Here is a 12,293-nt window from a genome sequence, read left to right as displayed (position 1 = left end):
GCAAGCTAGACATAACAGTTGTGTTCATCGCTGATGGTTTTGGCGTCACGCATGAGGAGTGAGAAGGCGCACAGGAAAATGCCTTTCATGATCTCGTAAACCGCCTGGGATGATACACCGATCGATACGCTGAAGCTTCTTTCGCCTTTGGGCAGGTCGATGGAGAACGCCAGGCCCTGCAAGGTGCCGATCATCGGCCAGACCATCGGCAAGCCGATGCACAGCAAGCCCACCCACCAGAGCATCTTGATGTTTTGCGTCGTCCAGGTTTCGCCCCGGGACAGGCGCAGGAAGAACAAGCCGGTCAGGTACAAGGCAAAGGCCGAGACGCTGGCGGGGATCAGTTCCAGGGCGATCACCAGGCCCAGGGCCAGGTGCGAAGGCTGGTAGTCCGGGGCCAGCAGCAGCGGCATGTTTTCACCGAAGCTTTGCAGGTAGGCGCTTTGCACCTGGGCTTTTTCGAACACCCACAACAATACGTTGCCGCCGAATTCGACGATCCCTGTACCCCAGGCGAGTACCGCGGCGAATGCACCGATCACTCGCAGACGCGATCTCGCGTAAGCCACTGTCTTACTGTTCATGGTTTCCCTCCGTGCTAGTTGAGCGGGGTGCATTATTTGTGAAAAATTATCGTATTACAATAATTAATTGTCATTTTGCTGGGGGTGCGGCGTTTTGACACGAGGGTGAGGTGGAATCTTAGGGGGGATCGCGGGGCAAGCCCGCTCCTACAGGGTGGGAGCGGGCTTGCCCCGCGATGCCTTTATCAGGCCGGGTAATATAATTTACGAACCTTTCTGCAACCTTTAAGGGCTTTCACCTAAATACGGACTGAAAGACGCGAAAATTAATTAGTCATTTTCTATCGATTTGACTTTAACGATGTCTTGAGCTAATTTGTTGTTCATTATGTTGAACACTAAAGCGTTTCCGCTCCTCACCTCCCGCCTGGTTTCCCGTGAACGTCACTGGACCGGCGACCTCTAGCGCCTCCCCCGACAAACAGCCTTTCTCTTCTCTTTGTCTGTAGCCGTCAGCGGGATTTCGCTCGGCTTGTGTCGCCCGTGGGAGGGCATCATGCGTTCCTGGATCTATCTGTTTATCGCCATCACCGCTGAGGTGATCGGCACCGCGTCGATGAAATTCGCCGCCAGTCATTTCCCCATTCTTGGCCACGGGTTGATGTACCTGATGATCGGCCTGTCGTACTTTTTCCTGGCACTGGCGGTAAAACGCGTGCCGGTGGGCGTGGCCTACGCCCTGTGGGAAGGCATCGGCATCGTTCTGATCACCCTGATCAGCGTCACCTGGCTGGGCGAGAGCCTGGGCCTGCTCAAGGCCGCCGGCCTGGGTGTGATGATCGCCGGTATCCTGCTGATCAAGTCGGGTACCCACGCCGCACCTGCCCCGCGCAATATGGAGGCCCTGCCATGCTGAGCATGAACTGGATTCCCTTCGCCTGGCTGGGCCTGGCGATCGTGCTGGAAGTGATCGCCAACCTGCTGCTCAAGTACTCCGACGGTTTCAAAAAGCGCGGCCTGGGGATTGCTTCGATTCTCTGTGTGCTGGCCGCCTTTACCGCGCTCGCCCAGGCTGTGCGAGATATCGAACTGTCGCTGGCTTACGCCATCTGGGGTGGCTTCGGCATCCTCGCCACCGTGGCCATGGGTTGGGCACTGTTTGGTCAGCGCCTGGTGGGTCGCGGCTGGTTGGGCCTGGCGCTGTTGCTGGTGGGCATGAGCCTGCTGAAACTGGCCTGATTCAGCCTGCTTAGCGCTATTCGCGCGAAGGCTTATGCACAAGCCGCATGCCAAACAGGTGCGCATTGCATCGGACCAACGCCCGCCGTTGGTCTTTGCGCAAATGGCTGTTTTTGCTGACGATTAATCAGTGAACAAAAAATGACCAGCCTGTGAAAGTGCTTGGATCCACGAATTTGCTGGGGTTCGGCGCAAAGTTGCGCACAGACTTATCCACAGGCTTAGCGTCTTTACTGACGTTCGGCCAGCAGCAGCAGGTTGCGTGGAGTGAGAGGCTGTTCACAAAACACCCCGAGCTGTACCTGATAGCACTGTTCTTCCAGGAACAGTGCGCGATCCAGCACCAGCCATAATTCCAGCGGGCGGCGAAACAGATTGCGCAGCAATTCCAGGTTGCGCACCTGGGTCAGGCGCTGCCAGCCGGCGGCTTCCAGCGCGGGCCAATCGGGCTCGGCACCTGCCTGCAACTCCTTGAGTTCGGCAAGGCCCCGACAGTAGTCGGCGAACGGCTTGTGCAGCCAACTGACCGGCAGCGAAGGCGTTGGCAGGTACTCATCCACCCCACGCAACTGCCGTTGCCACAGATCGAAGCCCAGGCGTCTGGCCATGGACTCGTCACGCTGGCGGCGTACCCGCGCACCTGCGGTAACGGTTTCGCTGAGCGGCAAGCCAAGATCATCAATCGACAACTGCAGGCCAGACGCCTTGGCGGCTGTGGATAACGGCTGGTATTGCGGCGCCTGGATGCGGTTGTAGCAGCACGGCGCGATGGCCAGTTGGCGACAACCCTTGAGACTTGCCAGTTGCATCAGGCGTACATGCAGGTCGCCACAGGCGTGCAGGGCGACAGCGGTGTGCTCGGCGCTCAATTGCAGGGCGGCGCTATCGGCCAGTACATCCTGAATGCGGTGATCGGCGGGCAGTTGGTGATGCTGGCTGAGGGCGCTGCCGCCTTCGACCAGCGCCGGGTCGTATTCCAGGCAGGTCAGTTGCTGGCTGTGCGGCTGCAGCAGGCGCCGGCCCAGATGACCTTTGCCGGCGCACCAGTCCAGCCAGTGGCGTGGCTTGTGGATAAACCCCAGGTGGCTGGCGAAGGCTTCGATCTGCTGCCATTTGCGCCCCGGCACCTCGACATTCAGGCGAGGACCAGCAGCGGGCAGGGCAACAGTGGATAACTCACCGACGGCAGACAGCTCTGCCGCCCGGCGTGCCAGTTGTGGAAAAGGTGCGGGGGCGTCTAGCTGCTCGGGGTGATTGTGCGCCGCCTCCGCCTCACTCAACGAGCGCTGGCGTAACCAGTGGGCAAGGGCCGAGTGCTCGGCTTCCCACGCCAGCGCCAGCTGGGTGAAAGGCCGTGGCCGCCATAGCGCCTGATGCTCGCGCAAAAAAGCGTCCAGCGCCTGGAAGCGGCTGAGCAGTTGGTCGGCGCAGAGGGGAAGGGCAGTGGTCATGAGCGGATACGAAAACGGGGCTGAGATCAGCCCCGTTATACAGGTTTATCGACCCTGGCAGGCGTCGACGCGCAGCCAGCGTTCCAGCTGCTTGAAGGCTTGCACCAGCAGGAAGGAAATCAGCAGGTAGAACAGCCCCGCCGCGAAGAAGATCTCCACCGGCAGGTAGGTCCGGGCGATGATCGTCCGCGCCATGCCGGTCAGTTCCAGCAGGGTAACGGTACTCGCCAGGGCACTGGCCTTGAGCATCAGGATCACTTCGTTGCTGTACGCCGGCAGGCCAATGCGGGCGGCGCGGGGCAGCATGATGTAGAGCATTGCCTTGGCCCGGGACATGCCCAGGGCCCGCGCCGCTTCGATCTCGCCACGGGGGATGGCCTGCAGCGCGCCACGCAGGATTTCTGCGATGTAGGCGGCAGTGTGCAGGGTCATGGTCAGCACCGTGCACCAGAACGGATCGCGCAGGTAAGGCCACAAGGCGCTGTTGCGCACGGCATCGAACTGGGCCAGCCCGTAGTACACCAAAAACAGCTGCACCAGCAGCGGCGTGCCGCGGAAGAAGAAAATGTAGCCGTAAGGCAGTGCCCGCACGTACCAGAGTCGCGAAGAGCGCGCGATACCCAGAGGAATGGCGAGGATCAAGCCGGCAATGACTGCAATGGCGACCAGCTCGAGCGTCAGCGTGGCGCCCTGGGCCAGGCGTGGCAGCCACTTGATGATGACTTCCCAGTTCATTGATTGGCCCTCGCGAAGCCGCGACCGGCGCGTTTTTCCATGAAGTGCATGCCGGTCATGGCCAGCACGGTAAGGCCCAGGTAAATGATGGCGGCGACCATGTAGAAGGTGAAGGGTTGCTTGCTCACGGTCACGGCGATTTGCGAGTGACGCATGATTTCTTCCAGGCCGATCACCGAGACCAGCGCGGTGTCTTTCATCAGGATCATGAACAGGTTGCCCAGCCCCGGCAGGGCGATGCGCCACATTTGTGGCAGCACCAGCCTGGAGAAGATCCGCCCCTTGGACAGGCCGAGCGCCAGGCCGGCTTCACGGTGGCCCTTGGGGATCGCCAGCAGCGCACCACGGAATACTTCCGTGGCATAGGCGCCGAAGCACAGGCCCAGGGCGATCACGCCTGCGGCAAAGGCGTTGAGCTCCAGGCCAGGAATATTCAGAAGCTCGCCCAGCCGGTTCATCAGGCTGACGGTGCCGAAGTAGATCAACAGTACCCAGAGCAGCTCGGGCACGCCGCGAACCAGTGTGGAGTAGAAACCACCCAGCCATTGCAGGGGTTTATAGGGTGAGGTCTTGGCCAGGGCGCCAAGCAGTCCCAGTACCAGCCCCAGGAGCAGGGCCGACAATGCGAGTTTGACGGTCATCAGCGTCCCGGCCATCAGGGCCGGACCGAATCCGTAAAGATCAATATTCATGGGCAGGTTTGTTCAAGGGACCGGCATCGCCTCCAGGGCAATGCCGGTCGGGGCGAATCAATAGATGCTGAACGGGAAGTACTTGTTGTTGATCTTCTCGTAGGTGCCGTCGGCAACGATTTCTTTCAGGGCGGCGTTGAGCTTGTTGCGCAGTTCGTTGTCACCTTTGCGCACAGCGATACCGACCTTGTCGCTTTCGTTCACCGGATCGCCTTTGAACTCGTAGTTTTTACCGGCGTCGGACTTGAGCCAGTCGTAGTTGGCGTATTTATCGGCAAGGATGGCATCGACGCGGCCGGAGGTCAGGTCCAGGTAGGCGTTTTCCTGACCATCATAGAGGTTGACCTTGAATTCGCCGTCCATGCCGCCGTTGTCGTCTAGCCAGGTCGCGGCCTGGGTGGCGCGCTGGGTGCCAATGGTCTTGCCCTTGAGCGATGCGCGGTCAGTTTTGAAGTCGACGTTTTTCGGGGCGATGAACTGCTGCTTGTTCGAGTAGTACGGGTCGGTGAAGTCCACCGCCTGTTTACGCTCGTCGGTGATCGACAGCGAGGAGATGATGAAGTCGGACTTCTTCGCGTTCAGGGCGGGAATGATGCCGTCCCAGTCAGAGACCTCGACTTCACACTCGACCTTCATCTTGGCGCACAGGGCGTCGCCGATGTCTTTGTCGAAACCGACGACCTGGCCGCTGGCATCCTTGTTGTTGAAAGGCGGGTAGGCCGCCTCGATGCCCATCTTCAGTTTCTCGGCAGCCATGGCATTGGCCGAGAACACCAGCGTGGCGGCAGCGGCCAGGAGGAATTTCTTATAGGTCTGCATGCGTGTTGCTCCGTTAGCGGTTGCTGGACATGAATTGTTTACAACGCGCCGAGGTCGGGTTTTCGAAAACCTGCTGCGGCGTTCCTTGCTCTTCGACCAACCCTTGGTGCAGGAAGACGACTTCGCTGGACACCTGGCGGGCAAAGCCCATTTCGTGGGTAACCAGTAGCATGGTACGGCCTTCTTCGGCGAGGGCACGGATAACGTTGAGCACTTCCTGAACCATTTCCGGGTCCAGGGCCGAGGTCGGCTCGTCGAACAGAATGACCTTGGGCTTCATTGCCAGGGTGCGGGCGATGGCCGCACGCTGTTGCTGGCCACCGGACAGCTCGGCCGGGTAGCTGTGACGCTTGTTGTGGATGCCGACCTTGTTCAGCAGCGCTTCGGCATGCTCGATGGCCTCGGCCTTGCTCTGGCCCAGCACCCGGCGCGGCGCCTCGATGATGTTGTCGAGGATGCTCATGTGCGGCCACAGGTTGAAATTCTGGAAGACAAAGCCGATCTCGCTGCGCAGGCGATTGATCTGCTTGTTGTCAGCGGCCACCAGTTCACCGTTTTTTGCCGCCTTGAGCCTGAGCTCTTCGCCAGCCACCAGGATCTGGCCCTGGTGCGGGTTTTCCAACAGGTTGATGCAGCGCAGCAGAGTGGACTTGCCGGAGCCGGAGGATCCCAGGATCGAGATCACGTCGCCATCACGCGCGGTCAGCGAAATTCCCTTGAGGATTTCCTGGTCGCCGTAGCGTTTGTGCAGGTTGCGGATTTCCAGCGCGGGCGTGGCCTCAGCCATGTGCGGTCCTCATGTGTTCTGGTGCGCTCCTGCTGTTAGCGGCCTTCCTGGCGAGGCGCCAAGCTAGCATAGCGGTCCGAAGACAGCCAATAACGTCGGGAGAGGCAATCGGTTGGTGGGAGGGCGGGTGTCGCATCGCTGCAGTGGACTGTCGCGCAGATGTCCGCCTACCCTCGTTTCCAGGGCCGGAGCCTTGATGAAAAAAGGCGCGATGGTGCCAGTTTTGGCCGTTTCTGGGAAGTCGTTTCTGACCTTGTGCCCAGGTTCGGGCCTTTATTTACGGCTTTGGTTGTACCTTAGGGTTGTACCTATGTGGTCGTAGGAAGTGCATGAGGTGTTACCGGTGACGGATTGTGGTGCACCCGTGGCATTTGTAAGTGGGTATTTCAGTAATTGGCCAATTCCGCCGGTTTTTCAGGGGCTTTCGGTCAAGTCTTGGCCGAAAGGCCTGTAAGCCTTGTTAAACGGGGCTGTGAGAATTTTCGAACGAACGGTCATCGCCATGGCGCGGTAATTGCGTTATCGATCGGCAACAGGATGTAGCACTCTTTTTTAAGAGCGCGACTCGGTAGCAGGATCAAAACGCCATTTCTCGCAAAGGTAGTTTTATGAGCGGTACGCACAATTCCAACGACCTCGCTCAGGGGCTCAAACAACGGCATGTGACCATGCTGTCGATTGCCGGTGTCATCGGTGCCGGGCTGTTCGTCGGCTCCGGCCACGCCATCGCCGAAGCCGGCCCTGCGGTCTTGCTGGCCTATGCCGCCGCCGGGACCCTGGTGGTGCTGGTGATGCGCATGCTGGCCGAGATGGCCGTTGCCTCGCCGGATACCGGGTCGTTTTCGACGTACGCCGACAAGGCCATCGGCCACTGGGCCGGCTTTACTATCGGCTGGCTGTACTGGTGGTTCTGGGTGCTGGTGATTCCGCTGGAGGCCAACGCCGCCGCGACCATCCTTCATGCCTGGTTCCCCGACATCGGCATATGGGTGTTTACCCTGGTGATCACCTTGCTGCTGACCGCCACCAACCTGTTCAGTGTGAAGAACTACGGTGAATTCGAGTTCTGGTTCGCGTTGCTCAAGGTAGTGGCGATCATTGGCTTCATCATTCTAGGTGTGGCCGCGATCTTCGGCCTGCTGCCCAACAGCCAGGTCAGCGGCGTCAGCCACCTGTTCGATACCCAGGGTTTTATGCCCAACGGTATGGGCGCGGTGCTGGCAGCGATGCTGACCACCATGTTCTCGTTCATGGGTACCGAAATCGTCACCATCGCTGCCGCCGAGTCGAAAGACCCGGGCAAGCAGATCACCAAGGCCACCAACTCGGTGATCTGGCGGATCTTCCTGTTCTACCTCGTATCGATCTTCGTGGTCGTGGCCCTGGTGCCGTGGACCAACAGTGACCTGGCCGAAGTCGGCTCGTACCAGACCGTGCTCAACCTGATGGGCATCCCCAACGCCAAGCTGATCGTCGACATCGTCGTGCTGATCGCTGTGACCAGCTGCCTGAACTCGGCGCTGTACACCTCTTCGCGCATGCTCTTCTCCCTGAGCAAACGTGGCGATGCGCCAGCCATGGCCCAGCGCACCACTTCCAGCGGTACCCCGTACGTGGCAGTGGTGCTGTCGACTGCGGCGGCGTTCCTCACCGTGATCGCCAACTACCTGGCGCCTGCCCAGGTGTTCGAGTTCTTGCTGGCGAGCTCCGGCGCCATTGCCTTGCTGGTGTACCTGGTGATCGCCGTGTCGCAACTGCGCATGCGCCGTCAGCGCATGCAGCGCGGCGAGAAGATCGCCTTCAAGATGTGGCTGTTCCCGGGCCTGACCTGGGCGACCATCGCCTTCATCGTCGGCATCCTGACGGTGATGCTGATCCGTCCGGATCATCGCATCGAAATCGTCGCGACCGGCTTGTTGTCGATTGCTGTGGTCGCCGCCGGGCTGCTGGTAGCGCGCAAGCGCAAGGCCGAGGCCGCCGGGCGGGCGGTGCTGAACAATTGATGTGATGCAGGTGCAATGACAAAGGCCGCGATCTGTGAGGATCGCGGCCTTTTTGTTTTGGCCGTTGCGGGCTCATCGCGGCTCACGCGGTGGGCTTTACCAGTGCTCAGGTCGCTCACTGCGCTGATGCAGAAATCGCAATACCTGGACCCGTCCGTCGAGCAAGCGGTACGGGGCAATAAAGGGGATGTGGGCGAGCACCAGCTCACGCACATCCGGCACTGGCGAGGGTCGGCCTGCACCTGGGAAGCGCTCGAGCATTTCCAGGCTGCTCAATATGCCCTGAACCATTGCAAAGGCCGTTTTGCTGCCTGCCTTGAGATGATAGTGCTCGAAAATCGAATCCAGGTCGCTTTCAGCCTTCGCCGTCAGTGCAATCATATTCGCGTTTCACCCACTTTGCCTTGACCTGAGAGAGGTCGGTCAGGTTGCCAGTGTCGGCATCGCTGATGCCGGCAGCAATCGCCTGCACGTGCCATGACTCGGCTTCGACATAGCGCAGCAAAGCGCGCTTGAGGTGATATTGGCGATCTCGATCGGTGGCGGCTGCCAGTTGATCGAGCTTTTCGGCGAGGGATGCTTCGACGCGAAACGACAGAACCGGGGAAGCCATGTCTACGCTCCTGACTTTGTATACGTTGTAAACGGTCAACAAAGGTTAGGTGGCGTCGAGGTGATGGTCAATCGGCTAGGGACCTGTGGTCGATGTAGGATTTTTCTTTGAGGGGTCTGGCCCCCGAGGAATCAGGAGCCAGGCAAGCTGTCAGCCAAACTTCTTCTGTTGCTTGGCCACCGCCTCGGAAGCGCTGATGTAGGCTTCCTGGAACTCGTCGCTCTCGAGCCAGGCCATGGTCGTGGCTTCGTCGGCGCCGTCCAGCCATTTGCGGTAGGCAGTGAAGACCATGACGATGTAGTCGGTGGCGTGTTCTTCCTTGTGGCCCTTGAGCACCAGGGCCAGCAACGGGTCGACCAGGAATACCGAAATCAGCGCGACCAGGCCGTTGTCCTGGGTTTGCTTCATTTTATCGAACAAGGCGCTGTAGCTGCCCGATTCCATGGCTTTGTTGAAGACCTGCTCGACGCTGGCGCTGGAGCTTTCGCCCGAGCTTTTGACCGCCTGGCCGCTACGCACCATGCGGTTCTCGCGGGCCTTGTTGGCGGCGCGTTTGGCGCGTTTCTGTTGTTTGCTGCTGGAGGCCATCGGTGAACCCTTGTGCTGAGCCGGATAAATTCTGCGTATTGAATCGCAGTTGGCCGGGAAACCCAAGTGCCGCCGACGGCACGGAGCAGGCTCAGGCCGGCTGGGCCAGTTCCCCGCGGTCTTCTTCTTCGAGCACGCGCGCGGCGCGGTCTACCAGCAGCGGGTCAGGCTGGTGGGCGACGCTCAGGTCCTTGCCGGGGTAGTCCAGCGAGTGCAGAAAGTGGCGGATGCAGTTGATCCGCGCGCGCTTCTTGTCGTCGGACTTGATTACCGTCCACGGGGCGTCGGCGGTGTCGGTGTGGAAGAACATCGCTTCCTTGGCGGCGGTGTATTCGTCCCACTTGTCCAGCGACTTGATGTCGATCGGCGACAGCTTCCAGTGCTTGAGCGGGTCGTCACGGCGGGAGATGAAGCGTCGCAACTGCTCTTCGCGGTTTACCGAGAACCAGTACTTGAACAGCAGGATGCCGCTGTTGCACAGCATGCGTTCGAGCTCAGGCGCCTGGCGCATGAACTCCAGGTATTGCAGCGGCGAGCAGAAGTCCATGACCCGCTCGACCCCGGCGCGGTTGTACCAGGAGCGGTCGAAGAAGACCATTTCACCGGCCGTGGGCAGGTGCTGGACGTAGCGCTGGAAGTACCACTGGCCCTTTTCCTGCTCGGAAGGCTTCTCCAGGGCGACGATCCGCGCGCCACGCGGGTTCAGGTGTTCCATGAAGCGCTTGATGGTGCCGCCCTTGCCGGCGGCGTCACGGCCTTCGAACAGCACGACGATGCGCTGGCCGGTTTCCTTGACCCAGCTTTGCACCTTGAGCAGCTCGATCTGCAGTTCGTGCTTGGCCTTTTCGTACTCGGCGCGGCGCATGCGGTTGCGGTACGGGTAGCTGGCCGGTAGCTTGGCCGAAGCGCTGTCCTCGTTGGAGCCGCGCGGCGCCGAGGCGACTTTTAAAGCTGCTGGTTGCTGGCTGATGGTACTGATTTCAGCTTCGGCAGCGGCGCTGGCTGCAGGCTTGCGTGGGGTGCGCGGGCGACGTGGGCGGGTGCTGGCAGCTTTGCGTGCCGGGTTTGGGCTGGGGCTCGCAGGTGTTTCAGTGGCAGGCGAGGGCAGGGGCAGGGCAGTGGATTCTTCGCTCATGGGGAGGCCTGTTGGTTCCTTCTAATATCCTCAGAGCATTTTATCGGGGTGGGCCGAGGGCATATTGACGGTGGTCAACAGCCCTCGGCATAGCGCCATTCAGTACCAGTATTTCGGGTAGCTGTTGGCCTGGCGCGCATTGTTCAGGCACCAGGCCACGGCGACGATCACCAGCGAGCCGGCCAGCACCGGGGTAATCACGAAGCTCAGCGGTGCATGGCTGGCGATCACCACCAGCGGGTTGGCCCCGGCCGGCGCGTGCAGGGTGCGGGTCTGCTGCATGGCGGCCAGGGCCAGGCCGACGGCCAGGGCTGCGCTCCACCAACTGTCGCCGAGGGTATGCAGCACTGCCAGGCCCACCAGTGTGGCAATCACGTGGCCGCCGATGATGTTGCGCGGTTGTGCCAGTGGCGAGTCGGGCATGCCGAAGGCCAGCACGCAGCTGGCGCCAAACGGGGCCATCAGCCACAGCGCGCCGGATACCTGGCTGAGCCAGCCGGTTGCGCCGATCGCCAGGGCCGCGCCGATCAGTGATAGCAAGCTGAAATGCAGGGAAGGGGCGGCGGGCGCCTTGGATTTGAATGGCATGGGTGCAGTCTCCGGCTGGGCAATGTGCGCCGAGGATACCGATCGGTTTACCTGCAAGTCAACCGATCGGTATACACTGTTGGCAACTGTCCAGATCGAAGGTGTGGCATGAGTACGTCCGAGAAAATCGCCCAGTCGGCGCTGCAGCTGTTCTACCGCCAGGGTTACCACGGTACCGGCGTCGAGCAGTTGAGCCAGGAGGCCGGGGTAACCAAGAAGACCCTGTACCGGCATTTCCCCAGCAAGGAGTTGTTGATCGAGGCGGCGCTGCAGCGGCGCGATCACGATTTTCTGGCGCGCCTGCAAAGCGCTCTGGCGGCCGTTGAGGCAAAAGCGCGGCCGCTGGCCTATATCGACTTCATCGAGGCCTGGGCGCGCTCTGAAGACTTTTACGGCTGCGCCTTCATCAACGCCTCGGCCGAGTATGCCGGGCCGGCCGAGCCACCCCATGTGCTGGCCAGGTTGCACAAGGACAAGGTCATGGCGGCGCTTGAGCAGGTCTGCCAGCAGGCGGGGTGCAAGCAAGGCGCTGCGCAGCAGCTGTTTCTGATCGGCGAGGGGTTGATCGTGGCGTCGCAGGTCGGCGGGGTGCAGGCGCCGCTGTTCGAGGCGGCGCGGTCGATGGTGGCTGTGCTGGCCTAACGCATCATCCCGCAGATCTGGTTGCCTTCGTAACCATGGAGGATCGGCGCGAGGATCATCATTGGGCCGCAGGCGTACATGGGCGAGCTGATGGTTTGCCTGGCGTTGAACAGTACGACCTGGTCGCCATCGATGTCCGGGCCGTAGGCCACTTCGCTGTAGGTCTTGCACACCGGCAGTAGCAAAGGCACCGGCACGACCACGGCCCAAAGAGTGACACCGCACCATTCGCGGGTGACGTCGGACTTCTCCGATTTGCTGACCTTGGGGGTGATGTTCTTCAGGCGCAGGATGCGATGGGCCGAGGTGGGATAGGTCTGTTTTTCCGGCAGCACGACGGTGGCGCCGATACAGCCAGTCAGGCTCAGCAGCATGGCGACGGCAACGGCAATCGATTTCATCCCTGGCTCCCATAAGCTCGCGGCATTTCCGTGCGCGAGTAGGCCTGCGTTCGCTGATGAATCGCAGGCATGAAAA

The 12,293-nt window shown here is 60.8% G+C and carries 16 protein-coding genes; 4 read left to right on the top strand and 12 right to left on the bottom strand.

Going from position 1 to position 12,293, the window contains the following annotated elements; translation table 11 throughout:
- Positions 1-5: 5 nt before the first annotated feature.
- Complete coding sequence (locus tag ABIE20_RS12770) at positions 6-584, bottom strand: hypothetical protein (protein ID WP_429505396.1); 579 nt, start codon at positions 582-584, stop codon at positions 6-8.
- A gap of 496 nt (positions 585-1,080) precedes the next feature.
- Between ABIE20_RS12770 and ABIE20_RS12765 the strand changes: the two genes are divergently transcribed.
- Positions 1,081-1,440: an SMR family transporter gene (locus ABIE20_RS12765; protein WP_429505395.1), complete on the top strand. Its 360-nt coding sequence runs from the start codon at positions 1,081-1,083 to the stop codon at positions 1,438-1,440.
- The gene (mdtI, locus tag ABIE20_RS12760) at positions 1,434-1,763 is read left to right on the top strand and encodes a multidrug/spermidine efflux SMR transporter subunit MdtI (RefSeq protein ID WP_038998274.1); all 330 of its coding nucleotides are present in this window, start codon (positions 1,434-1,436) and stop codon (positions 1,761-1,763) included. The genes ABIE20_RS12765 and mdtI overlap by 7 nt, the downstream gene beginning before the upstream one ends.
- Positions 1,764-1,993: 230 nt before the next feature.
- Here mdtI and ABIE20_RS12755 read toward each other — a convergent pair whose 3' ends face one another.
- Genes ABIE20_RS12755 through ABIE20_RS12735 form a run of 5 tightly spaced genes read right to left on the bottom strand, consistent with a single transcriptional unit; the run spans position 1,994 to position 6,247 of the window.
- Positions 1,994-3,214 (bottom strand): methyltransferase, encoded by a 1,221-nt coding sequence (locus ABIE20_RS12755; protein WP_429505394.1) that lies wholly within the window; start codon positions 3,212-3,214, stop codon positions 1,994-1,996.
- A gap of 45 nt (positions 3,215-3,259) precedes the next feature.
- Positions 3,260-3,949, bottom strand: a complete 690-nt coding sequence (locus ABIE20_RS12750; protein ID WP_093378590.1) for an ABC transporter permease — start codon at positions 3,947-3,949, stop codon at positions 3,260-3,262.
- Positions 3,946-4,641, bottom strand: a complete 696-nt coding sequence (locus ABIE20_RS12745; protein ID WP_045202307.1) for an ABC transporter permease — start codon at positions 4,639-4,641, stop codon at positions 3,946-3,948. The genes ABIE20_RS12750 and ABIE20_RS12745 overlap by 4 nt, the downstream gene beginning before the upstream one ends.
- Positions 4,642-4,698: 57 nt before the next feature.
- Positions 4,699-5,460, bottom strand: a complete 762-nt coding sequence (locus tag ABIE20_RS12740; RefSeq protein WP_429505393.1) for an ABC transporter substrate-binding protein — start codon at positions 5,458-5,460, stop codon at positions 4,699-4,701.
- A 13-nt stretch (positions 5,461-5,473) separates the two neighbouring features.
- Entirely contained in the window at positions 5,474-6,247 is a 774-nt protein-coding gene (locus tag ABIE20_RS12735; RefSeq protein WP_038998282.1) for an ABC transporter ATP-binding protein, read from the bottom strand.
- Between the two features lie 608 nt (positions 6,248-6,855).
- Here ABIE20_RS12735 and gabP point away from each other — a divergent pair.
- On the top strand, positions 6,856-8,250 hold the full coding sequence (gene gabP / locus ABIE20_RS12730; protein WP_258595238.1) for a GABA permease: 1,395 nt from the start codon (positions 6,856-6,858) through the stop codon (positions 8,248-8,250).
- 96 nt (positions 8,251-8,346) lie between these two features.
- On the opposite strand, the gene ABIE20_RS12725 is transcribed toward gabP, so the two are convergent.
- The 5 genes from ABIE20_RS12725 to ABIE20_RS12705 form a co-directional block, all read right to left on the bottom strand.
- On the bottom strand, positions 8,347-8,631 hold the full coding sequence (locus ABIE20_RS12725) for a type II toxin-antitoxin system RelE/ParE family toxin (protein ID WP_429505392.1): 285 nt from the start codon (positions 8,629-8,631) through the stop codon (positions 8,347-8,349).
- Complete coding sequence (locus tag ABIE20_RS12720; RefSeq protein WP_429505391.1) at positions 8,606-8,863, bottom strand: CopG family ribbon-helix-helix protein; 258 nt, start codon at positions 8,861-8,863, stop codon at positions 8,606-8,608. The genes ABIE20_RS12725 and ABIE20_RS12720 overlap by 26 nt, the downstream gene beginning before the upstream one ends.
- 150 nt (positions 8,864-9,013) lie before the next feature.
- Positions 9,014-9,451, bottom strand: a complete 438-nt coding sequence (locus tag ABIE20_RS12715) for a hypothetical protein (RefSeq protein ID WP_429505390.1) — start codon at positions 9,449-9,451, stop codon at positions 9,014-9,016.
- A gap of 91 nt (positions 9,452-9,542) precedes the next feature.
- Complete coding sequence (gene ppk2 / locus ABIE20_RS12710) at positions 9,543-10,586, bottom strand: polyphosphate kinase 2 (protein ID WP_429505389.1); 1,044 nt, start codon at positions 10,584-10,586, stop codon at positions 9,543-9,545.
- Between the two features lie 99 nt (positions 10,587-10,685).
- A complete protein-coding gene (locus tag ABIE20_RS12705; RefSeq protein ID WP_093378607.1) occupies positions 10,686-11,174 on the bottom strand; it encodes an HPP family protein in 489 nt (162 codons plus the stop codon).
- Between the two features lie 108 nt (positions 11,175-11,282).
- On the opposite strand from ABIE20_RS12705, the gene ABIE20_RS12700 reads away from it, so the two are divergent.
- A complete protein-coding gene (locus tag ABIE20_RS12700) occupies positions 11,283-11,816 on the top strand; it encodes a TetR/AcrR family transcriptional regulator (RefSeq protein ID WP_429505388.1) in 534 nt (177 codons plus the stop codon).
- Here the strand turns inward: ABIE20_RS12700 and ABIE20_RS12695 are convergent.
- Complete coding sequence (locus ABIE20_RS12695) at positions 11,813-12,217, bottom strand: hypothetical protein (RefSeq protein ID WP_429505387.1); 405 nt, start codon at positions 12,215-12,217, stop codon at positions 11,813-11,815. The two genes, ABIE20_RS12700 and ABIE20_RS12695, sit on opposite strands and share 4 nt — an antisense overlap.
- Positions 12,218-12,293 lie beyond the last annotated feature (76 nt).

The organism is Pseudomonas sp. 2835 (assembly GCF_050435905.1).
Lineage (GTDB): Bacteria > Pseudomonadota > Gammaproteobacteria > Pseudomonadales > Pseudomonadaceae > Aquipseudomonas.
This window is presented reverse-complemented; position numbering and strand designations above follow the sequence as displayed.

Bases quoted from the DNA above. Each gene is read 5' to 3' on its own strand.
- ABIE20_RS12755 (WP_429505394.1), bottom strand. From the start codon at position 3,214: ATGACCACTGCCCTTCCCCTCTGCGCCGACCAACTGCTCAGCCGCTTC.
- ABIE20_RS12745 (WP_045202307.1), bottom strand. From the start codon at position 4,641: ATGAATATTGATCTTTACGGATTCGGTCCGGCCCTGATGGCCGGGACG.
- ABIE20_RS12750 (WP_093378590.1), bottom strand. From the start codon at position 3,949: ATGAACTGGGAAGTCATCATCAAGTGGCTGCCACGCCTGGCCCAGGGC.
- ABIE20_RS12725 (WP_429505392.1), bottom strand. From the start codon at position 8,631: ATGATTGCACTGACGGCGAAGGCTGAAAGCGACCTGGATTCGATTTTC.
- mdtI (WP_038998274.1), top strand. From the start codon at position 1,434: ATGCTGAGCATGAACTGGATTCCCTTCGCCTGGCTGGGCCTGGCGATC.
- ppk2 (WP_429505389.1), bottom strand. From the start codon at position 10,586: ATGAGCGAAGAATCCACTGCCCTGCCCCTGCCCTCGCCTGCCACTGAA.
- ABIE20_RS12765 (WP_429505395.1), top strand. From the start codon at position 1,081: ATGCGTTCCTGGATCTATCTGTTTATCGCCATCACCGCTGAGGTGATC.
- gabP (WP_258595238.1), top strand. From the start codon at position 6,856: ATGAGCGGTACGCACAATTCCAACGACCTCGCTCAGGGGCTCAAACAA.
- ABIE20_RS12695 (WP_429505387.1), bottom strand. From the start codon at position 12,217: ATGAAATCGATTGCCGTTGCCGTCGCCATGCTGCTGAGCCTGACTGGC.
- ABIE20_RS12720 (WP_429505391.1), bottom strand. From the start codon at position 8,863: ATGGCTTCCCCGGTTCTGTCGTTTCGCGTCGAAGCATCCCTCGCCGAA.
- ABIE20_RS12735 (WP_038998282.1), bottom strand. From the start codon at position 6,247: ATGGCTGAGGCCACGCCCGCGCTGGAAATCCGCAACCTGCACAAACGC.
- ABIE20_RS12700 (WP_429505388.1), top strand. From the start codon at position 11,283: ATGAGTACGTCCGAGAAAATCGCCCAGTCGGCGCTGCAGCTGTTCTAC.
- ABIE20_RS12705 (WP_093378607.1), bottom strand. From the start codon at position 11,174: ATGCCATTCAAATCCAAGGCGCCCGCCGCCCCTTCCCTGCATTTCAGC.
- ABIE20_RS12740 (WP_429505393.1), bottom strand. From the start codon at position 5,460: ATGCAGACCTATAAGAAATTCCTCCTGGCCGCTGCCGCCACGCTGGTG.
- ABIE20_RS12770 (WP_429505396.1), bottom strand. From the start codon at position 584: ATGAACAGTAAGACAGTGGCTTACGCGAGATCGCGTCTGCGAGTGATC.
- ABIE20_RS12715 (WP_429505390.1), bottom strand. From the start codon at position 9,451: ATGGCCTCCAGCAGCAAACAACAGAAACGCGCCAAACGCGCCGCCAAC.